14 protein-coding genes are annotated in these 15,612 nt (G+C 66.8%); 6 read left to right on the top strand and 8 right to left on the bottom strand.

The genetic code is table 11. The annotated features are described in order from the left end of the window. Positions 1-39: 39 nt before the first annotated feature. Together AB0J29_RS05560 and AB0J29_RS05555 are read right to left on the bottom strand one after the other, a co-directional pair. Positions 40-1,218 carry a helix-turn-helix domain-containing protein gene (locus AB0J29_RS05560; RefSeq protein WP_364779700.1) on the bottom strand — a complete coding sequence of 393 codons (1,179 nt, stop codon included), beginning with the start codon at positions 1,216-1,218 and terminating at the stop codon, positions 40-42. A 130-nt stretch (positions 1,219-1,348) separates the two neighbouring features. Further along, positions 1,349-2,626 carry a helix-turn-helix domain-containing protein gene (locus AB0J29_RS05555; protein ID WP_364779697.1) on the bottom strand — a complete coding sequence of 426 codons (1,278 nt, stop codon included), beginning with the start codon at positions 2,624-2,626 and terminating at the stop codon, positions 1,349-1,351. Between the two features lie 170 nt (positions 2,627-2,796). Here AB0J29_RS05555 and AB0J29_RS05550 point away from each other — a divergent pair, with 170 nt between their 5' ends. From AB0J29_RS05550 to AB0J29_RS05540, 3 genes are read left to right on the top strand one after another with little or no spacing between them, the layout of a single operon-like run. Next, positions 2,797-4,257, top strand: a complete 1,461-nt coding sequence (locus AB0J29_RS05550) for an AMP-binding protein (protein ID WP_364779694.1) — start codon at positions 2,797-2,799, stop codon at positions 4,255-4,257. 34 nt (positions 4,258-4,291) lie between these two features. After that, positions 4,292-6,112: a DUF3556 domain-containing protein gene (locus tag AB0J29_RS05545; RefSeq protein ID WP_364779691.1), complete on the top strand. Its 1,821-nt coding sequence runs from the start codon at positions 4,292-4,294 to the stop codon at positions 6,110-6,112. Further along, positions 6,109-7,554 (top strand): NAD(P)/FAD-dependent oxidoreductase, encoded by a 1,446-nt coding sequence (locus AB0J29_RS05540; RefSeq protein WP_364779688.1) that lies wholly within the window; start codon positions 6,109-6,111, stop codon positions 7,552-7,554. The genes AB0J29_RS05545 and AB0J29_RS05540 overlap by 4 nt, the downstream gene beginning before the upstream one ends. 164 nt (positions 7,555-7,718) lie before the next feature. On the opposite strand, the gene AB0J29_RS05535 is transcribed toward AB0J29_RS05540, so the two are convergent. Beyond that, a complete protein-coding gene (locus tag AB0J29_RS05535) occupies positions 7,719-8,789 on the bottom strand; it encodes a dihydrodipicolinate reductase (RefSeq protein WP_364779685.1) in 1,071 nt (356 codons plus the stop codon). Positions 8,790-8,803: 14 nt separating this feature from the next. Next, positions 8,804-9,631 (bottom strand): SDR family oxidoreductase, encoded by an 828-nt coding sequence (locus AB0J29_RS05530; protein WP_364779682.1) that lies wholly within the window; start codon positions 9,629-9,631, stop codon positions 8,804-8,806. 96 nt (positions 9,632-9,727) lie between these two features. On the opposite strand from AB0J29_RS05530, the gene AB0J29_RS05525 reads away from it, so the two are divergent. The 3 genes from AB0J29_RS05525 (at position 9,728) to AB0J29_RS05515 (ending at position 11,839) form a co-directional block, all read left to right on the top strand. Then, the gene (locus AB0J29_RS05525; RefSeq protein WP_364779679.1) at positions 9,728-10,321 is read left to right on the top strand and encodes a helix-turn-helix domain-containing protein; all 594 of its coding nucleotides are present in this window, start codon (positions 9,728-9,730) and stop codon (positions 10,319-10,321) included. 190 nt (positions 10,322-10,511) lie between these two features. Beyond that, positions 10,512-11,093, top strand: a complete 582-nt coding sequence (locus AB0J29_RS05520) for a hypothetical protein (protein ID WP_364779676.1) — start codon at positions 10,512-10,514, stop codon at positions 11,091-11,093. Next, positions 11,090-11,839 carry a cobalt-precorrin-6A reductase gene (locus AB0J29_RS05515; RefSeq protein WP_364780003.1) on the top strand — a complete coding sequence of 250 codons (750 nt, stop codon included), beginning with the start codon at positions 11,090-11,092 and terminating at the stop codon, positions 11,837-11,839. The genes AB0J29_RS05520 and AB0J29_RS05515 overlap by 4 nt, the downstream gene beginning before the upstream one ends. Before the next feature lie 26 nt (positions 11,840-11,865). Here AB0J29_RS05515 and AB0J29_RS05510 read toward each other — a convergent pair whose 3' ends face one another. The 4 genes from AB0J29_RS05510 to AB0J29_RS05495 form a co-directional block, all read right to left on the bottom strand. Further along, positions 11,866-12,423, bottom strand: coding sequence for a PadR family transcriptional regulator (locus tag AB0J29_RS05510; RefSeq protein ID WP_364779673.1), 558 nt, complete (start codon positions 12,421-12,423; stop codon positions 11,866-11,868). Positions 12,424-12,532: 109 nt separating this feature from the next. Further along, positions 12,533-13,087 carry a dihydrofolate reductase family protein gene (locus AB0J29_RS05505; RefSeq protein WP_364779670.1) on the bottom strand — a complete coding sequence of 185 codons (555 nt, stop codon included), beginning with the start codon at positions 13,085-13,087 and terminating at the stop codon, positions 12,533-12,535. A 108-nt stretch (positions 13,088-13,195) separates the two neighbouring features. Beyond that, positions 13,196-14,971, bottom strand: a complete 1,776-nt coding sequence (gene cobJ / locus AB0J29_RS05500) for a precorrin-3B C(17)-methyltransferase (RefSeq protein ID WP_364779667.1) — start codon at positions 14,969-14,971, stop codon at positions 13,196-13,198. Further along, complete coding sequence (locus tag AB0J29_RS05495; RefSeq protein WP_364779664.1) at positions 14,968-15,603, bottom strand: precorrin-8X methylmutase; 636 nt, start codon at positions 15,601-15,603, stop codon at positions 14,968-14,970. The genes cobJ and AB0J29_RS05495 overlap by 4 nt, the downstream gene beginning before the upstream one ends. Positions 15,604-15,612: the final 9 nt, after the last annotated feature.

Raw genomic sequence — 15,612 nt, 5'->3', positions numbered from 1 at the left:
CGTCGGCTAGCGTGGAGCCGGGTGTGTGGGCCGGCGCGGTCACAGCAGCCGCCGCAGCACTTCGAAGGCGAAGCAGAGCTCGGCCAGATCCCGTGGCCGCGACAGCGATCTGCCGGTGCGCTCCTCGATGCGGTGCAGCCGGTAGCGCACCGTATTGGGGTGGCAGAACAGTAGTTCGCCGGTGGCCCGCAGGGACCCGTCGTTCTCCACCCATACCCGGAAGGTGTCGAATAGCACCTGCCGTTCGTCCTCGGCCAGTTCGGCGAAGGAATCGAACAGAGGTGCGACGAGTTTCGTAGTCACCTCAGGCGCGCTCACTGCGGCGCTGCCGAGTATCGAGCTGTCGAAGACCGATACGAGGGCATCCGGCCGCGCCCGCCCGCGCAGTGCAATGCGGGCATAACGCAGCGCCTGTGCGGTGTCGCGGAGATCCTCGAAGCGCGAGCTCACCCCGACCCGGGTGGTCGCGGCACGCGACAGCAGGGCAAGCACATTGGTCAGTTGCGTCTCGGTGCGTACGGTGACGATCCCGATGTGCAGCTCCGGCAGCGGCCACCAGGCCGAGAAGACGTCCAGGCTGCGCAGTTTGGGCTCGATCTCCGGCAGTGCGTCGGCTCCGAGCGCGGGCGCCTGCGCGGCGACTACCACGAACGGGCCGGCGGTGGGTAGTCGCAGGTAGTCCGCGGCCTCCCATACGCTCCACTGATCGAAGAGTCGACCGTGCAGCAAGCCGTCGATGAGGGCGGCGCGGGTTCCGGTCTCGTGCTGGACGCGCCGGGTCTGCTCGTCCCGATAGCCGACAGCCATGGCATCGGTGTAGAGCCCCTGTGCGGCAAGCGCTTTCGCGGTGAGCTCGTGGCGCGCCTCGGCGCCGGCGGATTCGGCCACACCCAACAGGGCGTCCCAGAAACGGTGGAAACCGACACGGTAGGCATCCATGACCGCGGCCAGAGGGACACCCTCGCGGGCGCGCTCGACGCCGACCGTGGTGGCCGGAGCGGTGTCGAAGTCCGCGTCGGTCGCCAGGCCGTCGAGCACGGTGCGCAGATTCTCCGTGACCGCGGCGACCACGACACCGAACGGCAGCGGCGCCGCAGCCCCGTACAGCACAACCTCCTTGGTGATCGCGCGGGCCAACTCCGCCGCGAGCTGATCGGCGCGATGGGCCAGCGTGCGGGCCGCAGCGGCGATCTCGCGTCGTGTTCCGCCGTTGTTCATGGCGAGAAAGGTAGGTCGGCGCCGGGCGCGTGCCATTGTCTCGGGAGGACGAAGTACGGGCCCGTCATTGTCCTCGGCACAGTGACTAGCGTGTCCGGCCCGGTGGACCGGACGGATTGGACCGGTGTGGTCAGCCCGGATGAGTCCACAGCACCGTCGGGCCGTACCAGTGGCACGCCAGCAGGGCGAGTTCGACATCGAGCCGGTCTGCCGCGATCGGCCTGCCGCGGCGCACGATGGCGCGGCTGACCCGGTACTTCACCGAGTTGAAATGCAGGCCGAGTTCGTCGGCCGCTGCCTTGAAACTCGAACCAGAGCGCAGGAATATGCGCAGTGTTTCGCGCAGGCGCTCGTCACTTTCGGTGTCGCAGGCCAGGTGTCCGAGTACCTCGCCCACCCAGTCGCGGGTCTCGGCGAGATCGCCGCCCAGTAGCGCCGCCGTCGACAGCCCCGGATCCGTGGCGGCGAGAATCGGATTCGGCAGTCCGCGGGCCAGTGCCACGGCCTGGCCCCGCTCGGCCTGCCGGTGTGAGGTGCGGAATCCGTCGATACCGGCCCCAGCCGGGCCGATCGTGATACCGGGGGAGCCCGGCCGGGTCACCGCGCGGGCGCGGATGGGCGCGGCCAGGTCACGCGGGTCCGCCCGATACGGCAGCCATGCCCAAGCGCAGGCGGGATCGGTGGCGATGAACAACGGATTCGCATCGGTGGCCAGCTCCTGGGCGAGTTCGCGGACGAACTGCTGCAGCCGTGGGATCTCGTCGTCCTCTGATTCCGGGTACCACAGCACCAGTGCGACATGATGCCAGCGCAGCGGATACCGGATCGCGGTCGAGGCCGCGTCGGCGTCGACGATCTTGCGCGTGGCGAGCAGTTCGCGGACACGCAGCGCGCGCAGGCTGTTGCGGTGCTCCAGCCAGCGCTCACGTTCCTCGTCGTAAATGACGACGACCTGCTCGGTAATGCGATCGATGTAGTCGAACAGGATCGCGGTGATCTGCTCGATGGCGGTGATGCGGTCGGCGGCCGGAATGTTCATCGCGTGCAATTCGGCGAACACCATTTCGGTCAACCGGCGCTGCCCGAGCCGATAGGCCCGCACCAGCGCATTGGCCGGAATCCCTTGCTGGGCGAGCCGTCTGGCGTATTCGACGGCCGCGCTCGGGGCCTGGATGCCCTCGACCGGGATGTCGTAGCGCAGCGCGTGTAACAGGGTGTCGACATTGGCCTCGACGCTGGCGCCGAGCAGATCCGCAGTGCGGCGACTACCGCGCAGATCGGCGATGTCCTCCTCGAGGGCGGTGCGAATGGTCGCGCTCACCTGCGTCACCCGGGCGTTCATCCGGGCGGCGATCGCTTCCACATAGCGGCCCATTGCGACCTCGCCGTCGCGCCGCGCAATCGTCACACATCCACGGTAGTTCCAGGAGACGGGCGGTGGCGGGAGATTCGCGGGACCTGCCTTCGTCTTCTGGAGACGAGTGCTGCGGAGAACTTCGTCGACGCACGACGGTGGCGTGGGGGTCGGTGATTTCTACCGTTGTCGCCAGCGTTTTCCCTCCAGCAAGGACGTGGCTCATGAATCTCTCCGCACTACCGGACCGGCGAGCGGCCGTCCGCCCGGACGCACCCGCTCTCGCCGACGACGGCATCGAACTGAACAACACCCGCTTCCTCGAACTGGTGCGCCGGGCCGCGGCCAGGCTGCGCGGATACGGCGTCGGCACCGGCGACGTGGTGGCGGTCATGCTGCCGAATACCGCCGATCTGATCGTGGCGCTGTTCGCCTCGTGGCGGGTGGGCGCGGCGGTCACGCCGGTGAACCCCGCGCTGGTCGCCGACGAGGTCGCCTACCGACTGGCCGACGCGGGCGCTGAGGTGCTCATCACCGACCGGGCCTTCGACGGCCCGGTGCGCGCTGTCGTTCCGGTGCGCGAGCTGAGCATGGACGGAACCGACCCGGACACCGAGCCGGTCGCGACCGGTGCGGACGCGCTGGCGCTGCTCATCTACACCAGCGGAACCACCGGGCGGCCCAAGGGCGTCATGCTCGACCACGCGAACCTGCTCGCCATGTGCGGCATGGTCATCGACGCGCTGGCGCTGACCGAGGCCGACCACAGCCTGCTGATCCTGCCGCTGTTCCACGTCAACGGGATCGTGGTCGGGGTGCTGTCACCGCTGCTGGCGGGCGGCCGCACCAGCGTCGCGGGCCGATTCGATCCGGCGACCTTCTTGGCCAGGATCGAACGCGTCCAGGCCACCTATTTTTCCGCGGTCCCCACCATCTACACGATGCTGGCGAACCTGCCCGCGGATGTGCGGCCCGACACCTCATCGGTACGCTTCGGCATCTGCGGGGCCGCTCCGGCGAGCGTGGAGCTGCTCGCCGAATTCGAGTCCCGTTATGGTATTTCGATCGTCGAGGGCTACGGGCTCTCCGAGGGTACCTGCGCCAGCACTCTCAATCCGATTGCCGGACAGCGGAAGCCGGGCACCGTCGGCCTGCCGCTGCCCGGCCAGAAAATCCGTATCCTGGCTGCCGACGGCTCCGATGCGCTCGCGGGGGAGAGCGGCGAGGTCCTGATCTCCGGCCCGAATGTCATGCGCGGCTACCTGAATCGGCCCGACGAGACCGCCGCCACCGTGGTGGACGGCTGGCTACACACCGGCGATATCGGGCGGCTGGACCGGGACGGCTATCTGATCCTGGTCGACCGCGCCAAGGACATGATCATCCGCGGCGGCGAGAACATCTACCCCAAGGAGATCGAGACCGTCGTCTACCGGCTGCGGGAGGTCGCCGAGGCGGCCGTGGTGGGACGACCCGATCCCGTCTACGGCGAACAGCCGATCCTCTTCGTCGCTCTCGCCAGCGGATCCGCATTGGATACCAACACAATTCGCGAGCACACCCGCAAAGGTCTGGCGAAATACAAGCTGCCCGTGTCGATCCGGATTCTCGACGAGCTGCCCAAGAACGCCGTCGGCAAGATCGACAAGCCCGCGCTGCGCCGCCTTGACGCCGAAAAGTCCTGATTCTTACACTTATTCACCGGTTAGGAGCACCGTCATGGGATTCACCACGCCCGATCTACCCGCCGTCGAGCCGGAAGCCTTCCTGCGCCTACCACTGATGGAGCGGATGCGGGTTCTCGCTGTCAACTGGGTCGAACACGGCTTCGGCTCACCGCGCATGGTGCACACGATCTACATCCTGAAACTGATCGTGCTGTACGCCCTCGGCGGCATCGTGGTCGCGACCACCACCTCGCATTTGCCCGCCTTCTGGCATGTGAGCCAGTGGTGGAACCAGCCGATCGTCTATCAGAAGGCGATTCTGTGGACCGTGCTGCTGGAGAGCATCGGCATCGCCGGGTCCTGGGGTCCGCTGGCGGGCAAGGTGAAACCCATGACCGGCGGCATCCTGTTCTGGGCGCGGCCGCGAACCATCCGGCTGCGGCCGTGGAAGTGGGTGCCGTTCACCGCCGGCGACCGGCGTGGCTGGTTCGACATCACCCTGTATGTCGCGCTGCTGCTGAGCGTGGCGATCGCATTGTTCTGGCCCGGCGCACACAGTGCTTCGCTCTCGGCGGCACTGCCGGACAACACCTCCGGCCTGGTGGCTCCGGCGCTGCTGGTCGCGCCGATCGTGCTGCTTATCCTGAACGGATTACGGGACAAGACGATCTTCCTCGCCGCCCGCGGCGAACAGTACCTGCCCGCGCTGTTCTGCTTCGCTGTGTTGCCGTTCGTCGACATGATCATCGCGCTGAAACTGCTCATCGTGGTCGTGTGGGTGGGCGCGGGCGTGTCCAAATTCGGCAAGCATTTCTCGCTGGTGGTGCCGCCCATGGTGAGCAATAGCCCGTCGGTGCCCTTCGCCTGGTTCAAACGCGCGCACTACCGCGACTTTCCGCGCGACCTGCGCCCGTCCCGGATCGCCGATGTGATGGCGCACGTCGGCGGCACCACCGTCGAGGTGATCGCGCCACTGGTGCTGCTGTTCTCCACGAACCACTGGCTCACGGTGGCGGCGGTGGCGGTGATGGTGATCTTCCACCTGTTCATCGTGTCGACGTTCCCGCTCGCGGTGCCGTTGGAATGGAATCTGCTGTTCGCCTACGCGTCGGTGTTCCTGTTCCTGGGCTTCCCGAACTGGGACGGCTATGGGCCGTTCGACCTCTCCTCGCCGTGGCTGGCCGGCGCACTGCTCGCCGGGCTGCTGTTCTTCCCCATCCTGGGCAACTTCCGCCCCGACAAGGTGTCGTTCCTGCCGTCCATGCGGCAATATGCGGGCAACTGGGCGTCGGCGGTGTGGGCCTTCGCCCCGGGCGCGGAGGGCAAACTGGATCGGGTGACGCGCACTGCCAGCAATCAGGTCGATCAGTTCGTCGAATTCGGCTATCAGCCCCAGTGGGCCGAAGTCACCATGCAGCAGGTCGTCGCCTGGCGCACTATGCACAGCCAGGGCCGCGGACTGTTCTCGGTGCTGCTGAAGAATCTGCCGGATATCGATACCCGCACCGTGCGCGAGGGCGAGTTCCTGTGCAACTCGGTGATCGGCTTCAACTTCGGCGACGGCCACCTGCACAATGTGGACTTCATCGCCGCCGTACAGCGCGAGGCCCGGTTCGAACCCGGTGAGGCCGTCGTCGTCTGGGTGGAATCACAGGCATGGGGCAGCAAGGTCCAGCACTATCAGGTCATCGACGCGGCGCTCGGGGTCATCGAGCGCGGCACCTGGACCGTCGCCGACGCGGTGGCCGAACAGCCCTGGCTGCCGAACGGTCCGATCCCACTGGCCGTTACCTGGACCCGCCCGGATCGGGAAGCGGCCCGTCCGGCCGGGATTCCCGACGCGCAGGATCGCGGATACGGAGCGCTGGCATGACCATCGCGACCGTCGTCGGCGGCGGGCCCAATGGACTCGCCGCTGCCGTGGCCCTCGCCCAAGCGGGCGTCGAGGTCACCCTCCTCGAGGCGAGCAGCGAGATCGGCGGCGGCACCCGCACCGCTGCGGCCATCGTGCCCGGACTGCTGCACGACCAGTGCTCAGCTGTGCATCCCATGGCCGTCGGCTCGCCGTTCCTGGCCGAGCTCGGGCTGGAGCGTTACGGATTGTCCTGGTGCACACCGGAAATCGACTGTGTGCACCCGCTCTCCGACGGCCGCGCCGGGGTGCTGTACCGCTCGATCGAGCGCACTGCCGCCGGGCTGGGGCGCGACGGGTGGGTGTGGAAATCGTTGTTCGGCAAGCCGTCCGAGCGCTACGACGCGCTGGCCGAAGACATCCTGCGACCGCTGCTGCGGGTGCCCCGGCACCCACTGACGCTGGCCCGCTTCGGTGCGCCGACCCCGCTGCCCGCTTCGGCGCTCGCCCGGGTCTTGCGGACCGAGGAGGCGCGGGCGCTGTTCGGGGGTGTCGCGGCCCATGCCTTCCGGCCGCTGCACTATCCAATGAGCTCGGCGATCGGGATGGGAATCCTGACCGCGGGCCACCGCCACGGCTGGCCCGTGGCCGCCGGAGGTTCCCATTCCATCACCCGCGCGCTGGCCGCACTGCTCGCCGATCTGGGCGGCAAGGTCGAGACCGGCGTTCGTGTCGACACCGTGACACAGTTGCCGCCGTCGGATGTGACGCTGTTCGACCTGGCTCCGGAAGCGGTTGCCAGGATTCTCGGTGACCGGCTCCCACCCCGAATCACCCACGCCTATCGGAACTTTCGCCGCGGACCTGGAGCATTCAAGGTAGATTTCGCGGTCGAAGCGGGGGTGCCATGGGCGAATCCGGACGCCCGCCGCGCGGGCACCGTCCACCTCGCCGGTCCCTTCGCCGAACTCGCGGCGGCCGAACGCGATATCCACGCCGGCCGCCTGCCGGAGCGCCCGTTCGTCCTGGTCGGCCAGCAGTATCTGGCCGACCCGCAACGCTCGGCAGGCGACATCCACCCGGTGTGGGCCTACGCCCACGTCCCCAACGGCTATACCGGCGATGCCACCGAGGCGATCATCGCCCGCATCGAGCAATTCGCACCCGGATTCCGGGACCGGATCATCGGCCTGGCGGTCCGCAGCACCGCCGAACTGGCATCCGACAACCCCAACTTCACCGGTGGTGACATCATGACCGGCTCGAAGGATATCCGCCAGCTGGTATTCGGGCCGCGAATCACCTTGTCCCCGTATGCGATCGGCCTGCCCGGCATGTACATCTGCTCCGCGGCGACCCCGCCCGGGCCGGGTGCGCACGGCATGTGCGGCGCCAATGCCGCACGGGCCGCATTGGCCTACCTCGCCGCCGGATCCGGCTCGGCGCATGGGGCGTCCGCGTAATGCGTTCGGTGCTATTGGGGCTCAACGGTTCCGGCACGGGAGGCGAAGCGTCCTGACGGACGGACACTGGGCAAATTGCGACCTGGCGGCCGCAATCGCCGGTCACCCGGTGGACGGTCGTGAAAGGCGGCTCGGTCTGAAACCCCGCTGTGCGCCGCTGCTACTCAGCGGATCGTGCCTGCGCCCGGAATCAGCGGCAGGTCCAGTGCGGTTACCCACCCGGGCGGCAGTTCGTTGACCGCGGGTACGGCGTTGAGCGCGCGCATGCCCGTGGCCAGGCAGCCCGCAACGGCCGGTGTGCGGCCGGAACCGTCGGTGAACCGGAATTGGGTCTCCTGAGATATGGACGGGGAGCCGACGATGTCGACGCGGTAGACGTCGTCGCGGGTTCCAGCCGGCCAGTGCGGCGCGGCGTCTCGGCCGATGCGATTGACGTGCTCGAGGGTGATGACCTCGCGGCCCTGGTAGACGCCGTTGATGGTGAATCGGATGGCGGCGACGTTGCCCGGTTTCACGATGCCCTTGGCCGACGGGCGATCCTCGGGGGTGACCCATTTGTCCCAGGTGGTGGTGATGGCGTCGAGTTCGATGCCTGCGGCGCTGGCGATCATGGGCACCGTCGGGCCCCAGGCCATGATCAGCAGGTCCGGATGTTCCAGCAGCGCTTGGAATTCCGGCGGATGGCCGATGCCCATCTCGAATTCGTAGGCGCCTTCGTAGTCGGTGTAGTCGAGCAGTTCCGAGGCCCGTACCGACTCCACCGCACCGCACAGTCCCATCAGGGTCATGGGGAACAGGTCGTTGGCGAAGCCGGGGTCGATGCCGGTGGTGAAGCACGATGCTCCGCCCTCGGTGCACGCGTCGGTGATGGGATCGCGCCACAGGTCAGGGGTCTTGTCCATGGCGGGCCACACCCACGGTGTCATGGCCGTCGAGCACACGTCGATGCCGGCGCGCAGGAATGCGCTGATCACCCTGATGTTCTCGTCGGCGAACTGGGCGGTGGGACCGTAGTGCACGACCGCATCGGGGCGCAGTGCGATCAGCTCGTCGACCGAATCCGTGGCCAGGACACCGGTTTTCCGCGCTCCGCAGAGGTCGCCGGCATCCTTGCCGACCTTGTCGGGGTTGCTGACGCCGACGCCGACCAGTTCGAAACGTGGGTGGCGCAGGATCTCGGCCAGCACCATAGAGCCGACGACGCCGGTGCCCCACAGGACGATTCGCTTTGGCATGGTTGCTCCTGTACTCATCGATGGAACTCGCCGCAGTCGACGGTCAGCATCTGCCCGGTGACGGCGGTGGCCAGATCGCTGGCCAGGAACAGCGCGGCGCGGGCGACTTCTTCGGGCTCGGCCAGGCGCTGCAGATCGGTCGGTGCGGCCTTCTCTCGGTAGATGTCGGCGTGTGTGACTCCGGCTTGGCCGGCCAGCCAGTCGAAGTAGGCCTTGTTGATGTCCTCGTAGACATAGGAGGGCGCGATGCTGTTCACCCGGATGCCGCGCGGGCCGAGCTCGGTGGCCAGCGACGATGCCAGATGCTGGAGTGCGCCTTTGGATAGCTTGTAGCCGGAGTACTCCGGTTGTGAGCTGTAGGACACGCATGAGTTGAGCATGATGATCGAGCCGCGCGAGGCCGCCAGTGCATCGGCGAACAAGGCCGAAAGGCGCAGCGGTGCGAACACATTGGTCTCGTTCACAGTGCGCAGGTGGTCGATCTCGATCTGGGTGATCGGGTTCATCGGGGGGATCGCGAAGGCATTGTTGATCAGGCAATCGATGCGCCCGTACTCGGCGAGCGTGCGATCCACCAGGGACTGTCGCTGCTCTTCGACGGTGATGTCGGCGGGTGCGACCAGGGCCATGCCGCCGTGTGCGCGTACCTGCGCGGCGATCTTGTCGAGCTTGTGCTCGGTGCGGCTGACCAGGACCAGGTTCGCGCCCATGCGGGCGGCTTCGATGCTCAGCGAGTGTCCGAGTCCGGGGCCGACGCCCGCTATCACGAGGACTTTGCCCTGTAGCAGCGGTACCGGTCGATACGTTTCGGCGAGTGCGGTGATGTGTGGGGCAGCTGACACGGTCTACTCCTCTAATCCCCAGCGGTTACAGACTGTAACGACTATTGATGTGACAGACTGTAACGACTCCACCTCGCGCGGACAAGGACGAATTTCATGACCGAACGCCACCGGCTCGGACCGCGCCGCGATCCCGCGGTCGACCGCGCGGTGCTCGACGCCGCACGCGCCTTGCTGGTCGAAAAGGGTTATGCCGCAACATCCATCGATGCCATCGCGGCCCGTGCCGGGGTCAGCCGCCCGGCCATCTACCGGCGCTGGCCGTCCAAGGCCCACCTCATCGCCAAGGCGGTCTTTCCCGACGTCGGCTCCGATCAGGTAGCACCCGACCTGATCAGCGAGATCCGCAAGGTGATCCGCGGGACCGTCCAACTGTTCGGATCCGCCGAAACCCGCGTCGCCATGCCCGGGCTCATGGCCGAGATGCGCGAGGACTCCGGACTCTACGAGAAACTCGCCGCCCGTCTGAACACCCCCACCCGCGTCGAACTCGGCGACTATCTGTCCGGCGACAGTGAATCGGCGCATCCCGGCCTCGACGCCAACACCCTGCTCGATGCCATCGCCGGCGCGGCATTGTTCGCCATGTGCATCCGTGACATCGATGATGTCGACAGTTTCGCCGCTTCCCTCGAGGACCTGCTGTTGTACGGGGTCATCGGGGCTCGCAGCGAGTCTCCAGCTTCCTGACGGTTATGGTGCGTGTGGTCGTGGAACGCTGATGTGCTGGAAGGACCTCAGGCCGATGAAGGTCGGATCAGAGCCGGAATCTGGCCCGGATTGTGGCGCGCTGTAGTGAAACATCCGTGAGTAAAAGGTATGGTCGGGGCCCACGACCGCAGCGCAAAAGGGTCTGCGTATCAGCTGTATTGGGAGATTTATGAAGTACAAGAAGTTTGCCGCCACCGCGATCATGGCCGTCGCGGCCACCGGTATTGCGGCGGGTACCTCCGGCGCCGCTCCGGCGGCACCCGCGCCGGCCGTGCAGAACCAGGCCGCGCCCGCCGTGCAGGGCGAAGACCACGGTGTCAACTACGCGGTGCAACTGGTGGACAAGTCGATTGTCGCCGCGGTCACCGGTGGCGCGTTCAGTCTGGACGCCGACCAGAAATACGTCACGGTGAAGAACACCGAGGGCGCGGTCGTTACATCGATTCCGCTGAAGGCGCAGGTCGGGGACCAGTTGATCCCGATCGCGGCCACCATCGACCCTGCGGGGCAGAAGCTGACGCTGACACCGGAGGTCAAGCCGACCGCCGCGGTCAGCGCCGAGGCCATCTCCTCGCAGGAATGGTTCTTCAGCGAACTGCAGCGCGCCTCGCTCGGAGCGGTGATCGGCGGCATCATCGGATTCTTCTTCTTCGGTATCGGTCTGCCGGTGGGTGCGCTGATCGGCCTGCTCATCGCGGGCGGTCCGAACCTGATCAATGCGGGCATCGCCTACTTCAGCGGACAGCCCTGAAAACTCTGATTCTGGGCGGCACCCGGGAAGCCAGGGAAATCGCCCACATCGCCTCCGGCGAGCGAGGATTCGACATCGTCTCCTCGCTCGCCGGTCGTGTTCGCGACCCACTGCTGCCAGCGGGTCCGGTGCGGATCGGTGGCTTCGGTGGTGTCGAAGGGCTGCGGAAGTGGTTGGCGGATAACGAGATCGCGGTCGTGATCGATGCCACACATCCGTTCGCGGGCATGATCAGTGCGAATGCCGCCGGTGCCGCGACGGATCTCGGGCTACCGCTACTGCATGTGCGGCGGCCGGGGTGGTCCGAACAGCCCGGTGATCGGTGGATCCGGGTGCCCGATCTCGATGTGGCCGCGCAGAAGGTTTCGGAGTTAGGGGAACGCGTCTTCCTGACCATCGGCCGCCAAGGTGTCGCCGCCTTCGCGGGCCTGGCGAACCAGTGGTTCTTGATCCGTGCCATCGATCCACCCACCGGCGCGCTGCCGCCGCATCACGAATTACTCCTGGCGCGTGGGCCGTTCTCGCCTGCGGACGAGCAGCGTCTGCTGACCCGGCATCGGATCGACGTGCTGGTCACCAAGGATAGCGGCGGTGATCAGACCGCCGCCAAACTCGACGCCGCTCGCTCGGCGGGCCTTCCCGTTGTCGTCGTCGATCGCCCCGAGCTGCCACCGGACGCGGTCGTTGCGGAAACTGTCGCGGAGGCGTGGAAGTGGTTGCGGGATAACGCATCCGGCAATTTCTGATCGACTTGGTATCTCGGCTCCGATGTTCACTCGGGCCGTGCTGCTGCGGTGTTCGAGCGGCCGAGGAGTTGCGGCAGTCGGTCGAACCAGGCCAGCACTGTGCGTTCGTAACCAATGCCGAATTCCAGCGTGGCGCGTTGGTAGGGGGACATGTCGGTGTGGTCGTCGGCGAGATAGCGGTCGAGGCGCTGCTGGTGAATTCTTTTGTTGGCGGCGATGATTCGATCGAGGTGATCGGGATCGACGTGCTCTCCGAAGGACAGGGTCAGTAACAGTGGCACCCGAATGGTCTCCGCGCCCGGATCGCGGGCGATCCATTCGAGGAATGCTTCGCGACCGGCATCGGTGATCTGATACGGCGTGCGATCGCGCGCCCCGGTCTCACCCTTTTCGACGAGTCCGGCCGCGTCCATGGCGGCCAGTTCCCGGTAGACCTGGCTCTGGGTAATGGTCCAGAAATCGCCGATCCGGTCCTGGGCCTGGGTGACCAGATCCCAGCCCGACATCGGACCGTCGTGCAGAAATCCGAGCAGCGACGCCGCCGTGGAATTCAGCGATTTGCGTTGTGCCGAGGTATTCGCCAACCTACCGCTCCTTTCGCTCTCAACGTTCCATAGTGGAATGTTAGCGAAGGGGAGGATGCCGATCAATTCGCAGATCGGCATCCTCGGTACGTTGTTCGGGTGGCTGTGGTCAGGCGCTCTTCGGCCGGTAATGCAGCTCGGTCACCCCGCACTCGAATCCGGTGGCGGAGACCAGGTGGAGTCGGGTGGTGCCGCGGAAGACCGGCAGGCCGGCGCCGATCGCGGTGGGGTTGACGAACAGGTGCAGATCGTCGATGAGGTTCTCGGCGATCAGGTTCGCGACGAGCATGCCGCCGCCGTAGACGATGATGTCGCCACCCGGCTGGGCCTTGAGGCCGTTGATGGTCTCGGCGAGGTCGCCGCCCGCGACGACGGTGTTCTCCCAGGGCGATTCGGTGAGGCTGTTCGAGATCACGACTTTGGGCGTGTTGTTCATCTTGTCGATGGCGACCTGGGGCTCGTGTTCGGGCTTGGCGGCCCAGTGTGGAATGAAGCCCTCGGCGAGTTTGCGGCCGAGCACAATGGTGTCGAATTCGGCGGTGATGGCGCCGACGCGGGCGGCGAGGTCATCGGACCACGGGAAGGTCATCCAGTCCATCTCGCCGTTCGGGCCGGACATGTAGCTGTCGATGGTGGTCTGGACCTGGAGCTTCAGCTTGCGCATCGGGTTGCCTTTCCGGCGTGTCGCGGACCGTCCGGCCCGCTGTTGGTGATGCCTTCAGCATGGCCGAACCTGTTTTCGGAATCTTTACGGTTTTCTGCGGTGCCGGAATCAACGCTGGTAGCGGCGTGAAGTGTAGACCTTGGTGCCCTGGTCGGATTCGATGACGGCAGTGGTGGACGCACCGATGATCAGCAGCGTGCGCATATCGACAGCGGCCGGATCCAATTCGGCGAGGGTGACCACGTGGACGGATTCGGTGGGTCCACCGACATCGCGACCGAGCACCACCGGGGTATCGGGCTTGCGATGCTCGAGCAGCACATCGCGCATCGCAGCGACCTGCCAGGTGCGCTTACTCGAGGCCGGGTTGTAGATCGCGATCGCCATATCGGCCGATGCCACCGCCGAAAGCCGTTGTGCGACAACCTCCCACGGCTTGAGCCGATCGGAGAGCGAAATCATCGCGTAATCGTGGCCGAGCGGCGCGCCGACCCGGCTGGCGACGGCATTGGCCGCGGTGAGCCCGGGCAGCACCCGCACCGGCACCCCTTGCCACTGTGGATCGGCGGATTCCTCGAGCACCGCCGCCGCCATGGCGAAAACCCCGGGATCCCCCGAGGACACGACCACGACCTTGGCCCCGTGCTTCGCGAGATCCAATGCCATGGCGGCACGTTCGGATTCCACCCGGTTATCGCTGGCATGCCTGCGCTGCCCGTGCCGTGACGGCACCCGATTGATGTAGGTCGTGTAGCCGACCAGATCGGTGGCTTCGGCGAGTGCGTGTTCGACCTCCGGCGTCGTCCACTCGGGTGAGCCGGGGCCTAGCCCGACGACGACCACTTCGCCGACTCGGGCGGGGTTTCCGCCGCCGGTGTCGGCGCGCTGCGTCTCGGACTCAGTGGCTGCACGGTGCGGGTCCGGTCCGGTACTCGCATGGTGCACCTCCGCGCGGCCTGCGGCGGATTCGTTCCTGGCATCGATGGTTCCGTCCGACCCCGTGTTCGCGATAGGGGTGTTCGTCATGCCGATGGCTGAATGCTGACTGTGCGCCGAATCCGCAAGGCGCAGTGCGTTGGATCCGGCGTTCGCAACGAGGGTAGTCGTCGTGTCGACGGTGGACTGCTCGTTCCGCGCCGAATTCGCAAGGCGCAGCAAGGTTGTCGGCTGGGGGCCGGGGACGAGGGTGATCGAGAAGTACGGCACGTCCGCGTCAACGACCTCGGCGGCGGCGAGCACACGCTCACGGGTGCTGCTCGCGCGTTCGACATAGTAGGCGTCGGCGAGCCGGCCGGAATCCGAGAGGGCTTGGCGTACACCGGGATAGGTGCGACCGAGCTTCATGATGGCGGCCGCGTCGGTATCGCGGAGGCGGCGGGTGAGTTCATCGGTGGGCATGGTGCCCGGCAGGACGGTCAGCACCTGCTCGCCCTCGACCAGCGGCGTGCCGAGGGCGGCCGAGGCAGCGCTCACCGAGGTGATGCCGGGGATGATCTCGGCCTCGAACCGGTCGGCCAGCCGACGGTGCATATGCATATACGAGCTGTAGAACAGCGGATCGCCGGCGGCGAGCAGCGCGACGGACCGGCCCGCCGCCAGATGGGCGGCCAGGCGTTCGGCGGCCTGTTCGTAGAACTCGTCGATGGCGCCCTGATACCCGCCGCGGTGGTCGGTCGTCTCGGTGGTCACCGGGTAGATCAGGTGTTCTTCGAGTTGGCCCGCACGCATATACGGTGCGGCGATACCCCGCGAGATACTGCGGCCGTGCCGGGCACTGTGGAAGGCGATGACATCGGCCGCGGCGATCACCCGCGCCGCCTTCACCGTCACCAACTCCGGATCGCCGGGGCCGAGTCCGACGCCCCACAGCTTGCCGTTGCTCATTCCTGCTCGCTCGCAATCGCATTCAGTGCCGACGCGGTAATGGCGCTGCCACCGCGTCGCCCACGCACCGTCAGATACTCGACCCCGCCGAATTCGATCAACGCATCCTTGGATTCGGCGGCGCCCACGAAACCGACTGGAATGCCCAGGATGGCGGCGGGGCGCGGCGCACCCGCATCGATCATGTCGAGCAGATGGAACAGGGCGGTCGGTGCGTTCCCGATGGCGACCACCGCGCCCTCGAGGCGATCGCGCCACAATTCCAGCGCCGCGGCCGAACGCGTATTGCCCATTGCCGCGGCCAGTTCCGGCACCCGCGGATCGCCGAGCGTGCAGATGACATCATTGTCGACGGGCAGTCGCTTGCGCGTCACACCGGACGCGACCATCTGCGCATCACAGAGAATCGGAGCCCCCGCCCGCAGCGCCGCCCGCGCCGCCGCCACGACACCGGATGAAAACGCCACATCCCCGGCCAGATCCACCTGCCCGCACCCATGGATCATTCGCACCACCACCTGCGCCACATCCTGCGGAAACCCGCTCAGATCTGCCTCGGCCCGAATCATCGCGAACGACCGCCGATAGATCTCGGCCCCATCAGTGACATAACCGGCACGAACATCGGACATGCGCACCAC

This window comes from Nocardia sp. NPDC049707 (genome assembly GCF_040674855.1).
Taxonomy (GTDB): domain Bacteria; phylum Actinomycetota; class Actinomycetes; order Mycobacteriales; family Mycobacteriaceae; genus Nocardia.
Note: the sequence above shows the minus strand (reverse complement) of the source record. Positions and strands in the feature narration are given on the sequence as shown.

Excerpts from the sequence above, each read along its gene's own strand:
- AB0J29_RS05525 (WP_364779679.1), top strand. The coding sequence starts at position 9,728 with ATGACCGAACGCCACCGGCTCGGACCGCGCCGCGATCCCGCGGTCGAC.
- AB0J29_RS05505 (WP_364779670.1), bottom strand. The coding sequence starts at position 13,087 with ATGCGCAAGCTGAAGCTCCAGGTCCAGACCACCATCGACAGCTACATG.
- cobJ (WP_364779667.1), bottom strand. The coding sequence starts at position 14,971 with ATGAGCAACGGCAAGCTGTGGGGCGTCGGACTCGGCCCCGGCGATCCG.
- AB0J29_RS05540 (WP_364779688.1), top strand. The coding sequence starts at position 6,109 with ATGACCATCGCGACCGTCGTCGGCGGCGGGCCCAATGGACTCGCCGCT.
- AB0J29_RS05560 (WP_364779700.1), bottom strand. The coding sequence starts at position 1,218 with ATGAACAACGGCGGAACACGACGCGAGATCGCCGCTGCGGCCCGCACG.
- AB0J29_RS05550 (WP_364779694.1), top strand. The coding sequence starts at position 2,797 with ATGAATCTCTCCGCACTACCGGACCGGCGAGCGGCCGTCCGCCCGGAC.
- AB0J29_RS05520 (WP_364779676.1), top strand. The coding sequence starts at position 10,512 with ATGAAGTACAAGAAGTTTGCCGCCACCGCGATCATGGCCGTCGCGGCC.
- AB0J29_RS05535 (WP_364779685.1), bottom strand. The coding sequence starts at position 8,789 with ATGCCAAAGCGAATCGTCCTGTGGGGCACCGGCGTCGTCGGCTCTATG.
- AB0J29_RS05495 (WP_364779664.1), bottom strand. The coding sequence starts at position 15,603 with ATGTCCGATGTTCGTGCCGGTTATGTCACTGATGGGGCCGAGATCTAT.
- AB0J29_RS05545 (WP_364779691.1), top strand. The coding sequence starts at position 4,292 with ATGGGATTCACCACGCCCGATCTACCCGCCGTCGAGCCGGAAGCCTTC.